25 protein-coding genes are annotated in these 22940 nt (G+C 39.2%); 5 read left to right on the forward strand and 20 right to left on the reverse strand.

Features of this window, described 5'->3' with window-relative positions:
* Position 1 precedes the first annotated feature (1 nt).
* From AC07WY_RS03000 to AC07WY_RS03065, 14 genes are all read right to left on the reverse strand, one after another.
* Positions 2–616 (reverse strand): TetR/AcrR family transcriptional regulator, encoded by a 615-nt coding sequence (locus AC07WY_RS03000; RefSeq protein ID WP_004821232.1) that lies wholly within the window; start codon positions 614–616, stop codon positions 2–4.
* Positions 617–703: 87 nt separating this feature from the next.
* Positions 704–1477, reverse strand: a complete 774-nt coding sequence (locus AC07WY_RS03005; protein ID WP_004720827.1) for a TatD family hydrolase — start codon at positions 1475–1477, stop codon at positions 704–706.
* A gap of 30 nt (positions 1478–1507) precedes the next feature.
* On the reverse strand, positions 1508–1849 hold the full coding sequence (locus AC07WY_RS03010) for a PilZ domain-containing protein (RefSeq protein ID WP_004821228.1): 342 nt from the start codon (positions 1847–1849) through the stop codon (positions 1508–1510).
* Positions 1850–1875: 26 nt separating this feature from the next.
* Complete coding sequence (locus AC07WY_RS03015) at positions 1876–2856, reverse strand: DNA polymerase III delta subunit-related protein (RefSeq protein ID WP_494735681.1); 981 nt, start codon at positions 2854–2856, stop codon at positions 1876–1878.
* Positions 2857–2922: 66 nt separating this feature from the next.
* Positions 2923–3684, reverse strand: a complete 762-nt coding sequence (gene kdsB, locus AC07WY_RS03020) for a 3-deoxy-manno-octulosonate cytidylyltransferase (RefSeq protein ID WP_494735682.1) — start codon at positions 3682–3684, stop codon at positions 2923–2925.
* A 4-nt stretch (positions 3685–3688) separates the two neighbouring features.
* Positions 3689–4705: a tetraacyldisaccharide 4'-kinase gene (gene lpxK, locus AC07WY_RS03025; RefSeq protein ID WP_494735683.1), complete on the reverse strand. Its 1017-nt coding sequence runs from the start codon at positions 4703–4705 to the stop codon at positions 3689–3691.
* A 6-nt stretch (positions 4706–4711) separates the two neighbouring features.
* Complete coding sequence (gene msbA / locus AC07WY_RS03030; protein WP_056510831.1) at positions 4712–6442, reverse strand: lipid A export permease/ATP-binding protein MsbA; 1731 nt, start codon at positions 6440–6442, stop codon at positions 4712–4714.
* Positions 6443–6445: 3 nt separating this feature from the next.
* Positions 6446–6868 (reverse strand): ExbD/TolR family protein, encoded by a 423-nt coding sequence (locus AC07WY_RS03035; RefSeq protein ID WP_004821219.1) that lies wholly within the window; start codon positions 6866–6868, stop codon positions 6446–6448.
* A gap of 20 nt (positions 6869–6888) precedes the next feature.
* Entirely contained in the window at positions 6889–7521 is a 633-nt protein-coding gene (locus AC07WY_RS03040; RefSeq protein ID WP_004821216.1) for a MotA/TolQ/ExbB proton channel family protein, read from the reverse strand.
* Positions 7522–7556: 35 nt separating this feature from the next.
* A complete protein-coding gene (locus AC07WY_RS03045; protein ID WP_004720851.1) occupies positions 7557–8447 on the reverse strand; it encodes a ParB/RepB/Spo0J family partition protein in 891 nt (296 codons plus the stop codon).
* Positions 8444–9226, reverse strand: a complete 783-nt coding sequence (locus tag AC07WY_RS03050; RefSeq protein ID WP_004720853.1) for a ParA family protein — start codon at positions 9224–9226, stop codon at positions 8444–8446. Before AC07WY_RS03050 ends, AC07WY_RS03045 begins: the two co-directional genes overlap by 4 nt.
* Before the next feature lie 24 nt (positions 9227–9250).
* Positions 9251–9883 carry a 16S rRNA (guanine(527)-N(7))-methyltransferase RsmG gene (gene rsmG / locus AC07WY_RS03055; RefSeq protein WP_004821214.1) on the reverse strand — a complete coding sequence of 211 codons (633 nt, stop codon included), beginning with the start codon at positions 9881–9883 and terminating at the stop codon, positions 9251–9253.
* Between the two features lie 106 nt (positions 9884–9989).
* On the reverse strand, positions 9990–10679 hold the full coding sequence (gene murU / locus AC07WY_RS03060; RefSeq protein WP_004821212.1) for an N-acetylmuramate alpha-1-phosphate uridylyltransferase MurU: 690 nt from the start codon (positions 10677–10679) through the stop codon (positions 9990–9992).
* The gene (locus tag AC07WY_RS03065) at positions 10676–11695 is read right to left on the reverse strand and encodes an aminoglycoside phosphotransferase family protein (RefSeq protein ID WP_494735684.1); all 1020 of its coding nucleotides are present in this window, start codon (positions 11693–11695) and stop codon (positions 10676–10678) included. The genes murU and AC07WY_RS03065 overlap by 4 nt, the downstream gene beginning before the upstream one ends.
* 119 nt (positions 11696–11814) lie before the next feature.
* Here AC07WY_RS03065 and AC07WY_RS03070 point away from each other — a divergent pair, with 119 nt between their 5' ends.
* A complete protein-coding gene (locus AC07WY_RS03070; protein ID WP_494735685.1) occupies positions 11815–14265 on the forward strand; it encodes an LPS-assembly protein LptD in 2451 nt (816 codons plus the stop codon).
* A complete protein-coding gene (locus tag AC07WY_RS03075) occupies positions 14265–15581 on the forward strand; it encodes a peptidylprolyl isomerase (protein ID WP_262085934.1) in 1317 nt (438 codons plus the stop codon). Before AC07WY_RS03070 ends, AC07WY_RS03075 begins: the two co-directional genes overlap by 1 nt.
* A 132-nt stretch (positions 15582–15713) precedes the next feature.
* Here the strand turns inward: AC07WY_RS03075 and hfq are convergent, their stop codons facing one another.
* The 4 genes from hfq to tsaE all read right to left on the reverse strand — a co-directional run bounded on the left by hfq (position 15714) and on the right by tsaE (position 19804).
* A complete protein-coding gene (hfq, locus tag AC07WY_RS03080; protein ID WP_004720864.1) occupies positions 15714–16229 on the reverse strand; it encodes an RNA chaperone Hfq in 516 nt (171 codons plus the stop codon).
* Between the two features lie 90 nt (positions 16230–16319).
* Positions 16320–17264: a tRNA (adenosine(37)-N6)-dimethylallyltransferase MiaA gene (miaA, locus tag AC07WY_RS03085; RefSeq protein WP_419334102.1), complete on the reverse strand. Its 945-nt coding sequence runs from the start codon at positions 17262–17264 to the stop codon at positions 16320–16322.
* Between the two features lie 6 nt (positions 17265–17270).
* A complete protein-coding gene (gene mutL, locus AC07WY_RS03090; RefSeq protein ID WP_494735686.1) occupies positions 17271–19280 on the reverse strand; it encodes a DNA mismatch repair endonuclease MutL in 2010 nt (669 codons plus the stop codon).
* Between the two features lie 65 nt (positions 19281–19345).
* Positions 19346–19804 (reverse strand): tRNA (adenosine(37)-N6)-threonylcarbamoyltransferase complex ATPase subunit type 1 TsaE, encoded by a 459-nt coding sequence (gene tsaE, locus AC07WY_RS03095; RefSeq protein ID WP_004720868.1) that lies wholly within the window; start codon positions 19802–19804, stop codon positions 19346–19348.
* 147 nt (positions 19805–19951) lie between these two features.
* Here tsaE and AC07WY_RS03100 point away from each other — a divergent pair, with 147 nt between their 5' ends.
* The 3 genes from AC07WY_RS03100 (at position 19952) to AC07WY_RS03110 (ending at position 21826) form a co-directional block, all read left to right on the forward strand.
* Positions 19952–20869, forward strand: coding sequence for a pseudouridine synthase (locus AC07WY_RS03100; protein ID WP_494735687.1), 918 nt, complete (start codon positions 19952–19954; stop codon positions 20867–20869).
* A gap of 107 nt (positions 20870–20976) precedes the next feature.
* Complete coding sequence (locus AC07WY_RS03105) at positions 20977–21288, forward strand: type II toxin-antitoxin system RelB/DinJ family antitoxin (RefSeq protein WP_004720870.1); 312 nt, start codon at positions 20977–20979, stop codon at positions 21286–21288.
* A 94-nt stretch (positions 21289–21382) separates the two neighbouring features.
* A complete protein-coding gene (locus AC07WY_RS03110; protein WP_004821200.1) occupies positions 21383–21826 on the forward strand; it encodes a GNAT family N-acetyltransferase in 444 nt (147 codons plus the stop codon).
* Between the two features lie 22 nt (positions 21827–21848).
* Here AC07WY_RS03110 and AC07WY_RS03115 read toward each other — a convergent pair whose 3' ends face one another.
* Both AC07WY_RS03115 and AC07WY_RS03120 read right to left on the reverse strand, forming a co-directional pair.
* The gene (locus AC07WY_RS03115; RefSeq protein WP_004821198.1) at positions 21849–22184 is read right to left on the reverse strand and encodes an aminoacyl-tRNA hydrolase; all 336 of its coding nucleotides are present in this window, start codon (positions 22182–22184) and stop codon (positions 21849–21851) included.
* Positions 22185–22186: 2 nt separating this feature from the next.
* A complete protein-coding gene (locus tag AC07WY_RS03120; protein ID WP_262085925.1) occupies positions 22187–22909 on the reverse strand; it encodes a pseudouridine synthase in 723 nt (240 codons plus the stop codon).
* Positions 22910–22940 lie beyond the last annotated feature (31 nt).

Here is a 22940-nt window from a genome sequence, read left to right on the forward strand (position 1 = left end):
GCTAAGCCACCTGTTCTGAGGCTTGTGGATGTTTTGGCACAGCCAATGCCTGATCAATCAATGCGACACGTAAGGTATCTCGACAACCTAAATAACGCTGATAGAAGCTGGAATTCAGTATCGCTGCTCCACCATGCGTAATCGACCAAATCGAAGCCAAATAATCACGTACCGACATCAAACTTTGAATCGATTCTAGATAGCTTTCTGTCATGCGAATAATGATACGTAAACGTTGTTTACGTACTTGATAGAGTTCGCTAAATAAATGATGGATGCCTTGTCCAGTGGTGGATAATCGCTCTTCGATCTGATGGAATAACACTGCACGTTCAGGATGGTGTAAATGGTGCAACATAAAAAAAGCCAAATGCTCAGGAAATGCTTTTTCAGTATCACGTACCATTTCAAGTAACATACGTTCATTACGAATGATGAGCAGTATATACAACTCATCCTTACTCTGAAAATGCTTATAAAGTGTTCCCTTGGCTAGATCTAATTCTGCTGCTAGGGCATCCAATGTCATCCCTGCTTCACCATTTTCTAAAAGCAGTTGTTCAGCAACCTGAAAAATCAATGCTTCTCTTGCTCTAAACTGAGCCTGTCGATCCATCTTCACCCGATAAACTCTCTTGTTAATTCTATCCGTTAATAAATTGACGCACTTCTATTGATTGCTTTTTAAATCAGTGCTTTTCAATCACTTTTGTTGAAGCAGATTTTCAAAATTTTGTGTAGTAATGAAAGCGATCTCTTCAAGCGTTTTATCATATACATCACTCAGCGCTTTGGCTACATAAGGAACGTATTTTGGTTCATTCGGTTTTCCACGATAAGGCATCGGTGCCAAATAAGGACTATCCGTTTCAATCAACAAGCGATCTAAAGGCACTTGCTTAGCAACATCTCTTAAATCTTGCGCATTTTTAAATGAAACAATTCCAGAGAAGGAAATATAATAGCCACAATCTAAAACAGCCTTTGCAGTCTCCCAATCTTCTGTAAAACAATGCAAAATACCATGTGTTGATTTTTCAGCCCGAATAATATCTACGGTTTCATGCTTTGCTGAACGGGTATGTACAACTACAGGTTTTTTAAGCTGCTGCGATGCGTGAATATGTCGTGCAAAACAGGCTTTTTGTTCAGCAATAAATTCAGTACTATGAAAATAATCCAAGCCTGTTTCACCTAAGGCCCAAACTTTTTCAGCTTGTGCCAGTTCAACCAGTTTTTCAACACTTGCACGTTGCATTACTGCTGGATCTTCACATGGGTGTACACCGACACTATAACCCACATCTGAATGTCTTGCGGCAATTTCTGCAAGTGCGATATGGTCATCCAAATCTACAGAAATCCCCATAAACTTGGACACACCAGCATCTCTTGCTTGTTGTAATGCGGCATCGAGATCCCCAGCATAAGGTTCAAGATTTAACATGGTTAAATGGCAATGCGTATCAACAAACACAGAAATTCCTAAATAATATTGAAAATTGGCTTACATTGTAAAGCTAGGACGGTCTAAAGACATACTGCCTGCGAGTAATTTTTCTGCTTCCATTTTGTAATAGATGCCTTTTTCACCAGTGAGTTGAATTGCAAAACCTTGTGGCTTAATTCCATTTTGCTTTTGCGAAATCCAAATCACTTTCCCTGTTAAAGGAACTTTCTGTGATTGATCTGGCAAACCTGCCAATACAAACACTTCATCGCCCATTTTTACAGGATTCTTTGATGGTACAAATAAGCCACCGCCTAAAATATAAGGCATATAACTGGCTTGTAAAGTTGCACGATCATTGATGTTGACTTGAATCAAACCGCCCATACGTGGTTGCATGATTATTCCCCCTGAATATTCAAATTTTATGTCACATTCATTAACTGAATCGACAATTGATCAATAATTAGATTTGTTTGTACATTTTGATCAACTTTTAGCTTCGATTGTTGTAAATCTTCATAAATAGAGAACAAGCTTTGCAATTGATACTGCGCGGCAAGCTCATCTAAATGCAAGTCTGAATTCTTTACAACTTGATTCAGCTTGACACAAATTATATCTGACAACAAGTATTCAAACATTTGTAAAAAATCATAAAAGCTCAGTTCTTTATTCCATTTTGAAGCAAACTGTAAAGGCATGCTTTTTTGACTGACCAATTTTTGCCAATCTTGTAAAAACTCCCCACGTCGGTTTACCCAATCCAGCTTAGCAAGCGCCAATGCTTGCAATGGCATATTATTGGATAAATTCATCAACAAGTTAATTTTAGAATGCATTTCAGCGGGTAAATGTTGTTGCAAATATTGTTCTGAAAGCGTGGGGCTAATACGATCCATGGCAAAGTGCTGTAATCGACTACGAATCGTTGCTGGGAGCTTTAGATAATGTTCCGCAAGTAAAATAATCTGTACCCGATCACCTGGCTCTTCTAGCGTTTTTAATAATGCATTTGCAGAAGCAATGTTTAAAGCTTCTGCAGGTTCAATCACAATAACGCGCCAACCATCTACTGTTTGCTGCACAAATGGTAGTAAATCACGGATCTTCTCGATCTTAATTTTCGCGTTTTGCTTCTTATTCTCTTCATCAGTCGTGATATTAACATAGTTAGGGTGGGTATCCGATTTGAGCCACTGGCAACTTGCGCACTCGCCACAAGCACCTTGTGGTGTTTTATTTAAACATAAAACCCATGACAAAAAATGTTGGGTAAATGCATGTTTACCACAGCCTTTTTTACCATAGAACAATAAACCATGCCCTAATTTTGGAAAGCGACCAGTTAAGGTTTCCCATGTTTGTTGCTGCCAAGGATAAACCTGAGAATTAGAAGCATCCATGAATCAAAAACCTAAATACAAGTGAGGTAAAACAAGTGACGCAAATATAAATAACGCAAAGACAAACTATTCAAAAAACGCTATATCTAAGGTGTTTAAGCGATCCAAATCTGCTTGAGTATCGACACCGGGTGGTAAGTTTACTTGTGCGATATCAATCGCAATACGATGTCCATTTTCTAAAACACGTAATTGCTCTAAGCTTTCCAACTGTTCTAAAATCCCCATATCCCAAGTGACATATTCTTGTAAAAGCTTGACACGATAAGCATATAAGCCCAAATGGCGATAAGCATGCTGATGTAGCTTTTGCTCAGCCTGTTTAACACCCTCACGATCATAAGGAATTTGTGCACGACTGAAATAAAGCGCTTCGTTGAACTTTGACATCACTACTTTCACAATGCTGTCACGCTGAAACTCGTCAAGCTGATGTATCGGCTCACATAAGGTCGACATTGAACAATCCGCTTTCTGTGCCAGCAACTCAGCAACTTGAATCACCAATTGTGCAGGCAACAAAGGCTCATCCCCTTGTACATTCACAATAATATCCTCTGCATCCCAGCCTTTGATCCGAGCAACTTCACTTAAACGGTCTGTGCCCGAAGGATGATTCGGATCAGTCATCACAACATCCACACCTTCTGCTCGGCATAGCGTTGCAATACGTGGGTCATCTGTCGCCACACAAAGATCATCAAAGCCCTGTACTTTTTTTGCTTGATCGACCACACGTAAAATCATGGCTCGCCCATGAATTTCTAAAAGAGGCTTACCAGGAAGGCGTGAACTGGCAAAACGCGCAGGAATAACAATATGTTTCATCAAATTAACCTTGTATTAGATCAATACCAAGTTGAGTAAGTTGTTGGTTGAGTAATAGATAACATTCATCAGACAAGACCGCTCCCACCGGAACCACCCAAATCTCACGACTAAATGTAGAATGATTTTTCAATAATGGTAAAAGCTTTACCGCATCTTTTTCAGTGGTAATAATTGGATTGTTATCTTCAAACTGCAAATCATCAATTTCATAATCATAATGGTCTGGAAATTCATGACATTGAAATTGAGTTACACCGATACTTTCCAAGGTGTTATAAAAGCGTTGCGGAAAACCTATTCCAACGACTGCATAATAATCAAGTGTAGGATCAAACTGTTCAGATTGGTCAAAACTTGGATTTAATAGATAAGGTTCAGTCACTTCTAAATGCATATTGAGAGCTGAATGCGGCTGATGCGCATGCTCAATCACAGTACCGTGTTTTAAACGGCTCACAGGCTCGCGTAAATAACCTTCAGGAAGTAGCTTCTGATTGCCCAAACCTCGGTTATTATCCAGTACAATCCATTCGATTTGACGCGCTAAAGCCCAATGTTGTAAACCATCATCACTGATGATTAAATCAAGTTCATAATGTTGCAGTAGTAACTCAATATTGGCTTGGCGATTACCGCCCACTACCATGGGGACCTCAGTAGACTGAACAATTAAACAGGGCTCATCGCCCACTTGATCAGGCACAGAGTCTAAAGTAACCAGTGCAGGGAAAGGCCCTTGCCCCCCATAACCACGACTAATCACGCCCACACGAGCTTGGTGATGTTGCAAATATTTCACCAACTGGATCAATAACGGTGTCTTTCCACTCCCGCCCACAGTAATATTTCCAATAATCATCACTGGGACAGGTGCTTTATAGGTTTTTTTTATACCTTTTTGATACAGTTGTTTATTTACCGTAAAACCGAACTGATATAACCATGACAATGGCCGCAATGCAATCAACCACTTGGACTGTTTATTCCAAGCATCTTGAATGATTTGCGCAATAGACATGTTCGATTATTCCTCAAAGTTACGTTCATACAATTGATAGTAAGCGCCATGCTTCGCCAATAACTCAGTATGAGTACCTTGCTCTATGATACGCCCTTTATCCATAACCACAATCTTATCAGCTTTCTCAATCGTGGATAGACGGTGAGCGATTACAATCGTGGTTCTATTTTGATCAAGCATCGCTTCATCAAATGCTTTTTGAATAAAGTGCTCAGACTCATTGTCCAAAGCACTGGTGGCTTCGTCTAAGATAAGAATCGGTGCATTTTTAAGGATTGCACGCGCTATGGCAATACGTTGACGTTGACCACCCGAAAGACTTAAACCTTGCGCACCTAATGGTGTGTCATAACCTTTTGGTAATTCCATAATGAAGTCGTGTGCATAAGCCGCCTTAGCTGCTGCAACAATGGCTTCATCGGATGCTTTTTCTAACTGACCATATGCAATATTTTCGCGTACAGTTCGATCAAATAAAACCACTTGCTGGTTGACCATCGCAACTTGTGTGCGTAAACAACTGAGTTCAATATCCTGAATAGGCAGTTGATCTAGATAAATTTGCCCTGCACTAATTTCCTGAAAGCGCACCAACATATTCACCAAAGATGACTTACCAGCACCTGAACGCCCAACCAAGGCAATCGTTTGGCCTGCTTGTATGTCTAGTGAGAAATCATCAATTGCTTTTACATTATTTTTATAAGTTAAAGACACATGTTCAAACTTAATATCACCCAATAATTTTGGGGTTAAAGTCCCAGTATTCTCTTCTTGAGGTAAATCTAAAACTTCAAATACAGAATATGCAGCAGCAATACCACGTTGTAATTTTTCATTGATATCGGTTAGGTTTTTAATCGGCTTCGCCAGCAACCCAGCCGCTGTGATATAAGCAACGAACTCGCCTGCTGAGGTATCGCCTAAAATTTGTGGACGTAATGCCAACCAAATAATGATACTTAAAGCAAAAGCCATAACCAGTTGTACTAGTGGGCTATTTAAGTTCTGTACAACCACCATTTTCAAACCACGTTTTAAGTTTTCTTCTGAAGACTTATAAAAACGCTTTTGTTCATTTTCCTCACCTGCAAAACTCTTTACAACAGCATTACCACTGATTGTTTCCTGAACAATATGGTTCACATCGCCCATGGTATTTTGTACTTGAATGGAGAGTTTACGCATACGTTTTGAAGCTTTTCGCACCAATAAGCCAATAATCGGCATAAAGATGAAAATACATAAAGTTAAACGCCAATTGGTATACAGTAAATAGCCCAACAAGCCTAAAGCAATTGCACCATCACGCACTAATATTTTTAATGATTCAGATGAAGCTGCGGTTAGCTGCTCCACGTTATACATTATTTTTGCTGTGATATGACCAGATGAATTATCCAAATAATACTGCGCTGGAAGTTTTAGGAGCTTGGCGTAAACTTCTTGACGAATACTAAACACCAAACTTCTTGAGATGACTGCTGTAAAGTAGCCACCCATAAACAAGCCTAAGCCACGGAAGAATATCAATAGAATAATCAGTGCTGGAAACCAGTCAAGATCACCACGATTACCACCTTGAATTGCATCAATAATATATTTAAGTAACTTCGCTACGGAAACTTCAGTTGCTGCATTTAAGCCAAATCCAACAATAACGAGTAAGGCTGCCCCCCAATACGGCTTTAAATATGCCAAAAGACGGACATAGACCTTAAAATCCTGATTCACTAATTAATAACCTCGAGATGGAACTTTGGTACTGATATTGATGTTAACGAAACCGAGCTGTCCTGCGACGTCCATCACTCGAATGACATCTTGATGCGTCGCTTTGGCATCTGCAGCAATCACAAACATCAGATCACGATTGTCATTTGCTGCTTGCTTAATTGCAGTACTTAAATCAGCCGACTCTTTACTCGAAAGTGCCTGCCCATTTACTGCATAATGCCCTGCTGAGTCTACCATGACTTCAATTTTATTTTTGTATTCTTTTGGCGGAACACCTTGTGCATCCGGTAAAGAAAGATTGATCCGACTTTGCTGGTTAAACGTGGTGGTCAGTAATAAAATCACCAATATAAATAACAAGCAATCAATCAATGGCGTAAGATTAATATGAATATCTTCAACTGTTCTGCGTCTAAATTTCATGAAACACCCCTAAAACGGATTTAACCAGCTTTCTTTTTTTCATTTTCAAGGTGTTTCTGAAAAAATAAGGCAGCATGAAATAAAGTCGACTGTTGTTCGAGTTCAGCCACATATTCTTGAACTAGGCGCTGAAAATAACGGTAGGCAAATAGTGCTGGAATAGCAATTACCATACCCGCAGCTGTGGTAATTAATGCCTTAGAAATACCTGGAATCATCATGGTTGGATTGGCATTCGTACCTAAATCAATCACCAGAAAAGACTCGATAATTCCAATCACTGTACCCAATAGCCCCAATAACGGTGCAACAGCGCTCAATGTACCTAAGAAATTAATATTTTTTTCTAAATATCCAATTTCGCGTGAAGCAGTCGCTTCCATCTGAGCACGTGCAAATGCTTCACCTTGAGCATAAGCATCGATACCATCTTTAAAAATATAGCCCAATGCTGTTTGGCAAACCGCTTGATCTTGTTCCATTTCATCTAAAACATCGTCAACACTGCGGCCTTTTTGCATCATAAGCGACTTAGGTAGAACTAAAGATCGTTTCAGCCGTATAAATCTCTCGATTGAAATCGCAACAGTAAAAATTGAACATAAAACCAATGGCAGCATTAACCAACCGCCGGCTTTAACAAGTTCCCACATCTTTAGTTCCCCAAATTAATTAAATCGCTTAAACATTATTGTTCTGGTAAACAGATATTTAAAATTCCATCTAACTCATCAAGCGAGTTATAACTGATGACCAGCTTGCCTTTACCCTGTTTGTTATAGTCTAATTTTACACTGGCACTAAAGCGCTCTGACAGTTTCTGAGTCAGTTGTTGCACATCTGGCGCAAGTGGATCTTTAGATTTTTCCTGCTTTGGCGTATTCCAATCACGCACCAACTGCTCGGTTTGACGAACAGACAAACTCTTATCAATCACGATTTTTGCAATTTGCAATTGATCTTTAGCTTTTAGGGTCAATATCGCACGGGCGTGCCCCATGTCCAACAGACCTTGTTGCATTAAATCTTTAATTTCATCTTCTAGACTTAATAAACGCAATAAATTACTTACGGTAGTCCGTGCTTTACCTACAGTGTCTGCAATTTCTTGATGACTTAAGCCAAATTCTTCATGGAAGCGTTGTAATGCCAGTGCTTGATCAACTGGGTTTAAATCTTGACGCTGAATGTTTTCGATCAATGCCAAGGCAATCGCAACTTGATCGGTCAAATCACGCACAATTGCAGGAATTTCAGTCAAACCCGCCAATTGAGCCGCACGCCAGCGACGTTCACCTGCAATGATTTCATAGGGAGTTTCGTCATTTTCAATCGGACGAATCACAATCGGCTGCATTACACCATGTTTTTTAATTGACGCTGCAAGTTCTTGTAAATCTTGCTCACCAATAAAACGACGGGGTTGATATGCGCCGCGTTTTAATTGGGTTACATCCATCTGTTTTAATTGGCCATGATCCAATGCTTGAACTTCAAGTTGTAATTTTTCTTTTTGGATTGAACCTAATAATGCATCTAAGCCACGACCCTTTGCCAACCCTCTTTTTTTCACGGTCATGCTTTATTTCCTTTTTTCACTTTACTCTTTTTCAACATTTCAGCTGCTAAATTTAAATATGCAATTGCACCCTTAGAGCTTTTCTCAAAATAAATAATCGGTAATCCATGTGCTGGCGCTTCGGCCAAGCGCACATTACGCGGAATCACTGTATCATAAAGTTTCTTACCAAAATACTGTTCTAATTCAGCAGAAACATCACGAGTGAGTGCATTACGTGCATCATACATGGTACGAAGCACCCCAATAATTTCCAATTCAGGGTTTAATGCCTGTTGAATTTTATCAATGGTCTGGGTCAGATCTGCCAATCCTTCTAATGCATAATACTCACATTGCATTGGAATAATCACTGCATCGACTGCGGCTAAAGCATTGACCGTAATTAAACTTAAACTTGGTGCACAATCAACAATTATATAATCAAAGTCTTTTTCAATTTGCTGTAAAGCGTTACGCAAAATAAACTCACGTCCATCTTGCTCTGCAATTGCCAGTTCAACACCTGCCAAATCACGATTTGAGCCAAGTACTTTATAACCGACTTCAGCTTTACTAATTGCAGTTTCAATCGGTACTTCACCCAGAAGTACATCGGTGACTGAATACAACAAATCATTTTTTTGAATACCTGATCCCATGGTAGCATTACCCTGAGAGTCCATATCCACCAATAAAACACGCTTTTTCAACACTGCCAAAGAGGCAGCCAAATTCACGGCTGTCGTGGTTTTACCTACGCCACCTTTCTGGTTTGCGATAGCAATAATTTGAGCCATGGTAACCCCAACCCTTAGTCTGTTTTAAATCTGTTTTAATAAAAGTAAATGACGTTGTTCGTCCAACCGAGGTACATGCAATTCAATAATGTCACAACTCCACTTGTCTTTTAAAGCATCAACTTCTTCAGTGGGAATCAAACCTTTCATTGACGCAATAATACTGCGTTCATGCATATAAGGTTTTGAAGCCGTCACAAAATCTGTCAATGAAGCAAATGCACGACTGGTGATCACATCAAATTGCCCTAGATCATGGATACTATCTTCATTTTCTACACGTGTCTGAACTGCGACAACATTTTTTAGTTTTAAATCTGCAATAAACTGTTTCAGAAAACGAATTTTCTTACCATTTGAATCCAACAAAACACATTGGCGTTCAGGTTGGCACAGTGCAATGATCATCCCCGGCATACCCCCGCCTGTACCAATATCGAGTAAACGACCAGCGGGTAAATCATTTAAAATACTTAAGCTATCCAATAAATGTTTAACCAACATTTCTTTTGGATCGCGAATCGCCGTTAAGTTATAAGCTTTGTTCCACAGGACGAGCGCATCTTGATATTGCAACAATAATCCTAATGCTTCATCACTAAGTTTTAAGCCAAGCTTTAGACTGCCTTGCTTTAACTCTTGAAAAAATGGATGCATGATCAAATAACATCTCTAAAAAGTTAGCTGAAAGTATACCTATTTCTCGCCCGTGGAACAGTAGTTAACGATGAGTTAATACGCACTTAAGCGTATTTATCCTCACTTAACTATACTCACCCTGTCTTATTTGCCAATCCAAGGCTGTTAAACGCTCAGGTGTACCCACATCAACCCACGCTGCCTGCATTTTCTCAGCCGAGATTTTACCGTCTAGCATGCCTTGTTTAAGCAAAGGTGCAAGCGGTCTTTTACCCTGTTCCAGACCATCAAACATTTTTGGGTTAATCACAGCGACACCACTATACGTTAAATTTTCACCTTGCTGATTTTGCTCAAAGGTATAAGCACGACCATTTGCCAAGGTAAAATCGCCCTGAGGATGCTGTTCAGGATTATTGACAAAAACCAAATGTGCAAGATCATCGGCAAGATTGATATCTAATAATGATGCAAAATCAAAGGTGGTCCATACATCACCATTGACCAGAATAAAAGGTTGATCACCGAGAAGTGCTAAGGCATTGATAATCCCACCTGCGGTTTCCAAGCCCTCATCTTCACGCGTCCAGCGTATAGTCACACCAAATTGTGAGCCATCACCCAAGGTACCAATCAGAATATCTGCCAACCATGCAGAATTAATCACAATTTCAGTCACACCAATTTTTTTTAATTTTTCTATATGCCATACAATCAGTGCTTTGCCGCCGACTTCTAATAAAGGCTTTGGCTTATAGAGGGTCAAAGGTCGCATTCTATTGCCTAGCCCCGCAGCTAAAATCATTGCTTTCATGCTGCAATCACCTCATATACACCATATTTTTCTTCAAATTTTGGTAAAACCCGTGCATGAATAAAATGCATAAACGGTTGTAATTCTGAGTAAGGTTTTGATTCTTCCAGTAAGTACCACATGACACGAGGCAAGTCTTTGAGATAACCAGATTTACCATCACGCTCAAACAAACGTACAAAAATACCTAAAATTTTGATATGGCGCTGAATTGCCATAAAGTCAGCATCTTGTTTGAATTGATCAAAATCACGATCTTGCTTGGCAGTTTCTGGTAATAAGTCATAAAACACTTTAAACCATCCATACACACGCTCAGGACCCCACTGTACGTAGGCATCACGGGTAATCGAAATCAAGTCATAGGTGTCCGCACCAATCACTGCATCTTGAAAATCAATGACGCCTTGGTCTTTCTCAGCTTCAAGAATCATCAGATTACGACTATGGAAATCACGATGTACGATTACTTGAGGTTGTGCCAAAGCTGCATTGGCAAGAATAGCAAAAGTTCGTTTAATTAACCCAAGCTCATCATCTGTTACTTGGATAGCTAATGAGGGCAACAACCAATCCGTTAACAATTCCATTTCTGAGATCAGCTTTTCATAGGTATATGCTGGCAAATGCGATGAATCAGCAGCAATAGACTGCAACTGCACCAACTGCTTAAAACTTTGCGCATAATGTGCATCTACCGTTTGATCATTCAATTGTGTAGATAACAATACATCGCCAAAATCTTCAAGTAACAACAAACCTTGATCTAAATCCTTGGCAACAATATGAGGTACACGCACCCCATTTGTGTCAAAGAATTCATCAATCGCAACAAAAGGACGACAATCTTCCTTCTCAGGAGGTGCATCCATAAGCATAAATGTTTTATTATTCAAGGTAATTCGTGCATAACGACGGAAACTCGCATCGCCTGCTAAAAAATTGATTTCAAATTGATCTGAACTAAGTACAGATGTTAACCATGTTTGTATCAATTGTTCACGTTGTGTATTCATTTGCAATTTAATCTAATTCAGGCTGAATTTTTGAAGTGCTAAGTGTAGCTACTTATCGACTTTTTCTCTATGATGCGACAATAATTAATTGCGATTAGCATATTTGGTTAACGAGACAAATGAAGCATCAGTTTAAATTTAATCCTTTAGCGACTGCTATTTTGACACTTCTTTGTGGAAGTTCAGTATCCAGCTATGCTGAATCGACAGACACTGTTTCTGAAGTTAATAATAAGCAACTGAATGCAGCCATCAAAGAAAGCTTTGCAGGGCAAAATTTCTTTGAACAATATTATGTGGACAAAAACTCACCTGAAGCACAGGTACGTGATTTAAAGAATCCAAGTACCCGTTATTGTGAAGGTGTCTGGGTTACACCTTTTAGCACTCAAGCTAAATCAACAACCCCAGAAGAAGCGTCATCTGTGATTACCGCAGATAATGGTTATTACAATCCCAATGGTGACTCTTTCCTGTCTGGTGATGTAGTCATTGATCAATCTGGACGTATGATTCGTGCCGATGAAGTGACCATTGATAAAACACAAACTTTCGCCAAAGCGAAAGGTAATGTACAAATGGCACAAGGTGGTATCATCGCGCAAAGTGATCAAATCGATTACAACCTGAAAGATGAAACTGGTCAGTTAAATAATAGTTTCTATATTGCAGAATTGACCCACGCACATGGTCATGCAGAAAAAATAGAAAGAACTTCGCCAACCAATATCGTCCTTGAAAATGCCACCTACACCACCTGCCCACCCGATGAAAAACCCACTTGGAAAATTCAGGCCAATAAAATTGAATTGGATCAAGATACGGGTCGTGGTGTAACACGTGGCACCAAACTCTATGTTAAGGATGTGCCTGTACTCGCAGTCCCATATTTCAACTTTCCAATCGATGACCGCCGTACTACAGGGATTTTAAATCCTAGTTTCGGCTTTACCAATGATGGTGGTTTTGAACTCGCAGTTCCCGTTTATTTAAATTTGGCGCCCAACTATGATGCCACCATTACACCACGGCTAATTACTGACCGTGGTCTTATGGCTCAAGGTGAGTTTCGTTATTTAACTGAAAACTTTGGTGCTGGTAGCGTTTGGGGAAGTTACTTACCTTCTGACCGTGATTATAATGATGAAGATCGTAAAGACCTGCATTTTCTGCACAAGTGGGATATCACTAAACAATGGTCAACCAACTTAGAATATAACTATGTTTCTGATAAAGATTTTTTCTCAGATCTAGATAATAACCCAAACACTCGTACAGAGCTGAACCAACGTCGCGCTTGGGAACTCAACTACAATCACGGTATTCCAGGCTTAAAAGCTCAGCTTAAAGTTGAGGACTTCCAAACCCTTGATAAAACCATCAAAGATGTAGATAAGCCATATGCCCGCCTACCACAGTTTTTACTGAACTATGTCGCTGGAAATCCGCAAGGTTTGGAATACGAATTTAACAACGATACTGCGTATTTCCAAAAAGACATCAATGATGCCGATTATAACAACCAGCCAAGTGGTACACGTTTATATAACCAATTTGCGACACGTTATAATTTCCGTAATCCATGGTCTTTTGTGATTCCCGAAGTCTCTGTTCGGAGTTTAAATACTTTCTATGATCAAACCACTGTAGATCAACTTAATTTAAATAACCAAAGCCAAGATAGCAAAAACAAATCCGTTGTTGTTCCTCAATTTACTTTGGATACGGGTTTAACTTTTGAAAAGGATGGAAAATTCCTCCAGACCATCACACCTCGCGCTTTCTATGCGTATGCACCATATAAAAATCAAACAGGTTATCCAAACTTTGATTCAACAACAGCTTCTATCAGCTATGATCAATTGTTTAGCCCGTACCGCTTTTATGGACATGACCGTTTAGAAGACAATAACTTTTTATCTCTTGGTTTAAGTTATAGCTTATTTGATACAGTCGGCTTAGAGCGCTTAAGAGCCAGTATAGGTCAAAGTTATTATTTTGATGATCGAAAAGTTACCCTACTCAATAATACAGATGATTTAGACAGAGAAAAACATACTGGCCCTGTGCTGAGTCTTTCTAGCCAACTTTCACAAAACTTCACACTGAGCACCAATTCAGCGTGGATGTCAAATGGTGATAGCGCTCAACATGACTTCCAATTGTATTATACAGGCCAACGCGGAAACCTTTATAACGTTGGTTATTTTTATCGCAATAACCTTCCTGACCGTCAACGTGCATATGATCAAGCAGTTGCATCATTTATACAGCCTGTAAAAGACAATTGGCGTATTATGGGACATGTTCAATATGACCTTGACAACCATGTCGCACGCGAATATTTATTGGGTGTGAATTATGAATCTTGTTGTTGGGGAATTTCCGTCTATGGTCGCTCGTACTTTAATGATCTAGATGACGTTTCTCTTCCTGATACAAAGCCAAAACGCGCAGTGATGGCTGAGATCACACTAAAAGGACTTGGTGGTTTGAACAACAAGTTAAGTTCATTACTTGAAAATCGTATTTTAGGTTTTGATAAAGCTAATCAATCTTGGACACATTAATGAAGACGCAAAAATTTAAAAAATTATTTAAAGCATCAACCTTAGCTTTACTCATCTCCACCTCGGTATCAGTTTATGCTGCTCCGCAGGACCAAATCATTGCAATTGTTGGTTCTACAGCAATCTTAAAAAGTGATTTAGACCAAGGTGTTGCTGAAGCGACGCATCGACTTCAGGCACAAAAGAAAGAAATTCCACCACAAAACATTCTGCAACAGCAAGTACTGAGTCAGCTCATTACTCATGATGCGCAGCTTGAACAAGTGAAGAAGTATGGCTTAAAAGCAGATGAAAAAAGCTTAAATGAAGCCGTATTGAAAGTTGCCCAACAATCTGGTGCAAATTCTTTAGAAGCTTTTCAAAAAAAATTAGATGCGGTTGCACCTGGTACCTATGAATTACTTCGTAACCGTGTTGCGGAAGATTTACTCATTCAACGATTGAGTCAACAACAAGTAATGTCTCGTATCAAAATCACTGACCTTGATGTTGAAAACTTCTTAAAATCACCTGAAGGCCAAGCTGCGGTTGGTAGTCAAGTCCATGTACTACATATGCGTATTTCAGGAGAAGCACCTGCAAGCGAGTTAGAAAGTATTGCAAAAGCAGTTCGTACTGACTTAAAAGACAGCAATGACGTTAAAGGCATAGAAAAGAAATTTAGCACAGCCCAAGTTAAAGTTGATGGTGCTGATATGGGCTTCCGTCCGCTTTCAGATATTCCAACAGATCTTGCTGCACGTGTTACTACCCTTGAGCCAGGACAAACCACTGACTTAATTCCAGCAAAAGATGGCGTTCATGTTTTAAAGTTATTAGAAAAAAAATCGAATGAGCAAAAAGCTTTAGTTCCGCAATTTAATACGCGTCATATTTTGATTAAAACATCAGAAGTTGTTAGCCCTGAAAATGCAAAGCAAACCATTGACAGTATTTATAACCGCTTAAAAGCGGGCGATGATTTTGCTACGCTTGCTTCAACCTATTCAAATGACCCTGGTTCTGCTCGTGATGGCGGAAGTCTGGGTTGGGTAAGCCCTGGCATGATGGTTCCTGAATTTGACAAACTCATGCAGAGTTCGCCAGTCAACGAAATCAGTAAACCATTTCAAACTCAATTTGGCTGGCATATTCTTCAAGTTACAGGTACACGTCAACAAGATATGACCTCAGAGTACCAAAAGCGTATGGCTCGCCAAATTTTAGGTGAGCGTCAATTCGAATCAGAATATGACGGCTGGTTAAGAGAGCTGCGTGCAAATACTTACATTGAAATCAAAGACCCAAGCCTAGATCCAAAGAAAAATGAAAGTTAAGTCTGTGCTACGTCGTTAAATTAAAAACCAGTGCATTGCACTGGTTTTTTTATCTCTAAATTTAGCAACACCAATAAAAAAGAGACGCCAATTTGGCGTCTCTTTTACAATCGTTCTTGTTAAATCAAGAAATTAACGATTGTTTTCATCTTCTTGTGAATCTTCAAATTTTGTTTCGCCGCCAAAGTCAGTACCTTGACCGCCGAAGCCACCTTGACCACCGAAGCCGCCTTGACCACCGAAGCCACCTTGACCGCCGAAGCCACCTTGGCTACCGAAACCACCTTGACCACCGAAGCCGCCTTGTTGACCACCAAAGCCACCTTGTTGACCACCAAAGCCACCTTGACCACCGAAGCCACCAGCTTGACCGCCGAAGCCACCAGCTTGACCGCCGAAGCCACCAGCAGCGCCTTGAGCACCAGCAGGAGCACCAGCTGGACGTGGATTACGTGCAGGTACTACAGTTGAAATAGCATGCTTATAAACCATTTGGCTTACTGTGTTTTTCAACAAAACAACATACTGGTCAAAAGATTCAATATGACCTTGTAATTTAATACCGTTTACAAGAAAAATAGAAACAGGAATACGTTCTTTACGGAGAGAATTTAAGAACGGATCTTGTAAAGTTTGACCTTTAGACATTTTATACTCCAAAAAAAATTAAAATCAGCGCAAAAACTACCTTTATTTTTCAATTAAAATTTATAAAAAAGGTAGTTGTTAAATTTTGCTTTATCCGTATAAGTTTCGCAAGTCTTCTTGTGCTTGGTTTATCGTAAAAAAAGTTTGAAAAGAGTGTGTTTCTTGCAAAGATCGTAACCATGTGTATTGACGTTTTGCTAATTGTCGTGTCGCAAATAGTGCTTTATCCTTCATTTGACGCTCACTTTCTTGACTCAAATCACTGTTTTTTAAAAAATCTATCGCTTGTCGGTATCCAACAGAGCGTGAAGAAGGTAAATTTTCTTCGAGATCGTATTTTTTCATAAGATTTTCAACCTCATTTAAAAATCCGATTTCCCACATTTTTTCCAAACGAAGTTCAATTCGCTTGTGCAGCTCTAGGCGATCAGGCAATAAAGCATAATTATGAAAATCATATCGGTACGGTTGATTCTTTGGTTGTTCCGCCTGTAGTTGAGTAATCGGACGACCAGTAATTTTATACACTTCTAAAGCGCGAATGATTCTTTGCTTATCACTGACTTTAAATTTTTCACCTGCCAATACATCAACAGATTTTAATTCATCATACACCGATTGCCAGCCTTCCGTTTCACCTTTTAACTCAATCGCAGCACGAATCGCGTAATCAGCACTCGGTAAATTTGTAGAAAGTCCTTCAAGCAACGCTTTAAAATATAGCATTGTACCGCCAACTAAAATAGGTGTTTTACCGCGTGCATGGATTTCATCAATCAGTCGACAAGCATCCTCGACAAATTCAGCAGCGGAATAAACCTCAAGTGGGGTAATAATATCAATCAAATGATGCGGATAACGCTCCTGCTCCGCTTTGGTTGGCTTTGCAGTACCAATATCCATATCTTTATAGACCAAGGCAGAATCTACAGAAATAAGCTCATAATTCCCATGGTCATACAATTCACATGCCAAAGCAGTTTTACCGCTTGCGGTTGGTCCCATTAAATTGATGACGGGCAATTGATTTGACATGTACAACTACTCTCCTCGAGCAAATAATTTATCTAATTGGGGCAATGGAAATGCACGCCATGTTGGTCGACCATGATTACACTGACTGGCAAATTCTGTGTGTTCCATTTGACGCAACAAAGCATTCATTTCGGAAAGACTCAGCATTCGATGAGCACGCACTGCACCATGGCATGCCATGCCTGCTAAAATTTGATCACGCTTTTGCTGTAGCGCCTGCGCTTCATCATTTGGATCTAAATCATTGAGTAATTCAGGTACCAAGGATTCAAAATCTGCTTTATGTAAAATCGCAGGCACACCACGTACAATCACTTGATCATCACCATATTGATCGATTTCTAGGCCTAAGCGTTCCAACTGTGGTTTTAAATCATCAACACGGGTTGCCTGCATACGGGTAATCGAAATGACTTTAGGAATAAGCAATTGCTGTGAGGTCCAAAATTCTGGTTTATCCCATGCAGATTTCATTTGTTGTAGCAAAATACGTTCATGCGCTGCATGCATATCGACAATAATCAGGCCTTCCGTATTCTGTGCAAGAATATAAATTCCATGTAATTGCGCTATTGCAATTCCCAACGGATATTCATCAACCTGATGGGCATGTTTATTTTGAATCTCTTGTACAGATCGCTCATAGGACGCTTGATCTGTTAATTCTTGATCAGCATCCCCAGACTCACGTAAGGGGGCTAAATAGCTTTTCAAGGCGTTATTGAGTTGTTGAGTGCCACGATACTGCTGTTGTGGTTCATAGTGGGAATAATTGACTGTTTGAGCTTGTGTATCACTAAAATCTGTTAAACCACTATGCTGTATAGCCCCATCTGAATTGCTTCGGCTATTTTGATCACTTACATGTTGCTCAGCTGGCGCATTGCGATGTAAAGGAAATTGTTCCTGATAGCGTGGCTGCGCTGACAATGCTTGATTTTCTGTTGCTCCATCCTGCTTCATTGCAGAAGATAAATCCGCAGTTGCAGTTTGGAATTGAGATAAGGTATCTTTAGCAAAATGTCGTACAAACTCATGTACTTCACGCTGATTAAGGAAGCGGATTTCATGCTTAGTTGGATGCACATTCACATCAATATTTTCAGGATCAACTTCTAAAAACAGCAAATACGCAGCATGTTGATGCCCATGCAAAATACCATCATATGCCATACGCAAAGCATGAGAAATGGTTTTATCTTTGACGATACGGCCATTCACATAAACATATTGCAGATCGGCTTGTGCACGCGCATCTGAAGGATGTCCTAACCAGCCTGATAAACGCATACTAATACTGTCTGCGTCTATCCAGTAAGCATTTTCAGTAAATTGGCGCCCCAATAATTGCTGTACCCGTTGAAATCTTAGCTCACCACTATCTGCAATCGGCAAATTAAGACGAATGTTGTCATTATGTTCTAAAACAAAGCGGATATCGAAATGCGTAAGCGCCATTCGACGTACAATTTCTTCAATATGACCAAATTCAGTACTTGGTTTCTTTAAAAATTTACGCCGTGCAGGCACATTAAAAAACAAATCCTGAATACGGATATGTGTACCTTGTTGAGTTGCTACCGCTTGAATATCTTGATGGTCAAATGCTGTACCATTGACTTCCAGTTGGTAACCGACACCTGAATCATCCTGACTACTGGTTAAAGTTAAACGCGAAACCGCTGCGATAGAGGCAAGCGCCTCTCCACGAAAGCCCAAACTCACAATTGCATGTAAATCTTCAGCAGATTGAATTTTACTGGTTGCATGACGGGTGACTGAAAGTGCTAAATCCTCAGCGTGAATACCCCGACCATTGTCAATAATTTCAATCAGGGTGCTACCCCCATTTGCCACACGAATAATCAGCTCAGTCGCACCTGCATCAATCGAGTTTTCAAGCAACTCTTTCACTACAGATGATGGTCGCTCAATCACCTCACCTGCAGCAATTTGGTTGGCCAGTGCTGGATCTAAGTTTTGGATACGTCTTAAACTGATATCTTCACGTTGCATTCAATTAACCTAAAAATTTAAATAAATTAAAATATATGATGGGCTTAAAATGCTGAAAACATTGATCAAGTCAACGCTTCAATCAATTCAGCAGAAATACTTTCAATGACCACTTCTCGTGCAGCTTCATCTTCTGTTTTTAAAATGCGAATGACGTGATCTGGCTGTGGAATTTCATCACCGCCCTTAGAAGGCCATTCAAATAAGAACAAAGCATTCTCGACCTCTAAATAATCACGAATACCCATCAATTCAAGCTCATAAGGATCATTTAAACGGTATAAATCAAAATGAAACACCTCTTTCGCATTGATATTATAAGGTTCCACCAAGGTATATGTTGGACTTTTAACCGCACCCTGATGACCTAAACTTTGCAACCAATAGCGTGTGAGTGTGGTTTTACCTGCCCCCAAGTCACCGATTAAATAAATCACGCCTTTTGCAATATGTTGAGCTAACTTTTGTGCCAACATTTGGGTGTCTTGTTCATTGCTCAGACTTAATTTATATGAATATTGCATAACGCTCACGACATGATTCAAACCAGACAATATGATAGCATTGCGTGACTTTAAAACCTATGTTGCATTGTTTAGAAATCATGTTTTGATACTTTCCAACACGCTTAGACAACTCACTTTAAACTTATCTGCATAAAAAATACGCTTATGAAACCCGCCACCCCTGTTTCAGAATATCAACCGCCAATGAGAGATGGTGTAACTGCATCAAAAGTTTATCTCCCCAAGCGAGCAGATTTACCTAAAAATTTATTCAGTTATTTATGTGAGCATTTTCCTCATATTTCAGCCAATGAATGGCAACAACGTTTTCAAGAGCAACTCATTATCGATATGCAAGGTCAAGCATTAACCGTTGATCAGCCTTATCTAGAAAATACCCATCTTTACTACTATCGATTTCTACCCCATGAAATTCATGTGCCATTTCAAGAAAAGATATTGTTTGAAAATGAGGATTTAATCGTGGTAGACAAGCCTCACTTTTTAACCATTAGCCCTTCTGGGCAATATATACAAGAAACCTTATTAGTTCGTTTGAAAAAAACCACAAACAACCCAGACCTTACCCCAATCCATCGCTTAGATCGGGAAACTGCTGGCGTTGTATTGTTTTCAAAACGGTCTCAAACACGTGGTTTATATCAACAAATGTTTGCTGAGCGACAAGTCAAGAAAACCTATCAAGCGATTGCTCAATTCAATGCTGATTTAAAATTTCCATGTGCCGTGGACTTGAGAATGGAAAAGGGCGAACCCTTTTACACCATGAAAGTTGTTGAGGGAAAATCAAACTCATATACCGAAATTGATCTGATTGAGCACAATCCAATTTGGGCAAAATACTTACTAAAGCCTACTACAGGTAAACAACATCAATTACGAGTGCATTTAAATTGGTTAAATATTCCAATTAAAAATGACCCTTTTTACCCGCAAGTTCTGCATAAAGATGCTGCTGATTTTTCACAACCTTTACAGCTATTAGCCAAGAAAATTGAGTTCCTTGACCCGATTACACAAGCCGAATATTGCTTTTGTTCTGACTATGAATTGACACTGTAATTTTGACGTAATGACAAATATATGACTTTTTGACGATTAAGCATTGAAATTCCGAAAGCTTTGATTAAAATAAGCATTCAAACTCAAATTTTGTTTGGTCACTATTCATGAGAAAAACCGAAGTCTATCAAGTACGTCTTGATTCACAAGAAAAAAAACTAGCATTTGCTGTTTTTAAACAATTGGGGATTACGCCTGCACAAGCAGTTCGACTGTTTTTTAAACAAGTTGTCATCACAAAATCCATCCCTTTCGCCATAGAAAATCAAAATATCAATATGGATCAGTTATTCAAGCTGAGAAAACTTAAGCAAGACCAACAAAACGGACAACTCAATTCTTCTGTTGATTTAAATGATGACGACGAAGATCTATTTGCAGAGCTGAATGCCATCTTGGGTGAAAGTGACAAAAAATAACACTGTCGCATTTTTAAACAAATAATTAAGTTTACTTTTCTATTTTTTGGTTATGCTCTTTTGCAAAGATAAAAATCATTGCAAGGAGTAATAAATGATCGTTAGACGAGCGACCAAAGAAGATTTAAATCAACTTGCTACTTTATTTGATGAATATCGCCAATTTTATGGTGCATCTTCCAATATCCAACAGTCCTTTAATTTTTTAAAACAACGTTTTGAAAATAAAGAAAGCGTTATCTTCATCCATGTAAAAGACGATGTTTTTACAGGCTTTGTGTTGTTATACCAAGGCTTTTCATCTGTTTCTTGTTCAAAGTACTATATTTTAGATGATGTATATGTAACACCTGTTTTTCGTCGACAAGGTTCTGCCAAACAACTGATTGATACTGCAATTCTGTTTGCACGCCATGAAGATGCGCAACGAATCAGTTTAGAAACCCAGAAAAACAATTACCATTCACATCAGCTGTATGAGCAAATGGGCTTTGTTAAAGACAATGAATTCCAGACATTTCATTGTTTCCTCAAGTAGTTTTTTACAATGCATTTTTTGATCAATTCAACATAGGTTTCCACATCTTTGCGAATTTAAGTACATTGGGTATCGTGTCCTGTGAAATAGGAAAAACCACAGCGCAGGATTTCTTAGCATCCAATACTGTACTTTCATGCCCTAAATAACACTTTAATTGAGCAATTTTATCAAACTCTTTTTGATTCACCTTGACCACAACTTTACGAAAAGAATGTTCTAACCAATTTTTATAACTTTCGGCATCAGCATCTTGAACAAATTGTAAATGTGCAGCCAAGACTGCATGCGCAACAAGGGTTGGAACCATAAAGTCTGGCATTTCATCTAAAACAGCAATATAGAGCTTTAAAGCCATGATCAAATTACTATTTGTTCATTTTGACTATTTCTAGCAGCATTCACCTGATCTTCTGTCAAATAAACCCACTCACCTTCAACTAAGTCTTTGAGTGCTAATTGCCCGACTTGTGCACGATGCAAGCTTTCAACCTTATTCCCCACAGCAGCCAACATCCGTTTGACTTGATGATAAACCCCTTGGTGCACAGTCATTTGTAATGCATATTCAGCCAAGCGCTGTACATCTGTTGCTGCAAAGGTACCCTTTTCATTGCGTAATTCTACACCCTGTTCAAGTTGTTGAATCTGATCATCTGTAATCGGATCTGCTGTTTGTATTTGATAAACTTTAGCCACATGCTTTTTAGGATGAGTCAATGCTTGCAAAAACTGTCCATCATCCGTCAGTAGCAATAGCCCCGTCGTGTCCTGATCTAAACGACCAACAGTTTGTAAACCACGGTTCATAAGGACATCATCGAATAAATCAAAAACACTAAAATGGTGTGTTGATTGATGGGAACATTCGTAGTCCTGCGGTTTATTTAAGGCAATATAAACTTTTTCACGGTATTGAAATGTTTCGGTATACACTGAAAATACTAGATTTTGGGTATCAAGTTTAAATTTAGGGTCGGTAACGACCTCGTTTTGGATTTGAATTGCACCATTTCTAATGAGTTGTTGGCAATGCTTACGTGAGCCAAAGCCTTGTGATTGCAACATTTTTTCCAAGAACATAAATCAATACCTTAAAAATTCACGATACATT

This window comes from Acinetobacter sp. GW821-FHT01C12, assembly GCF_059422625.1.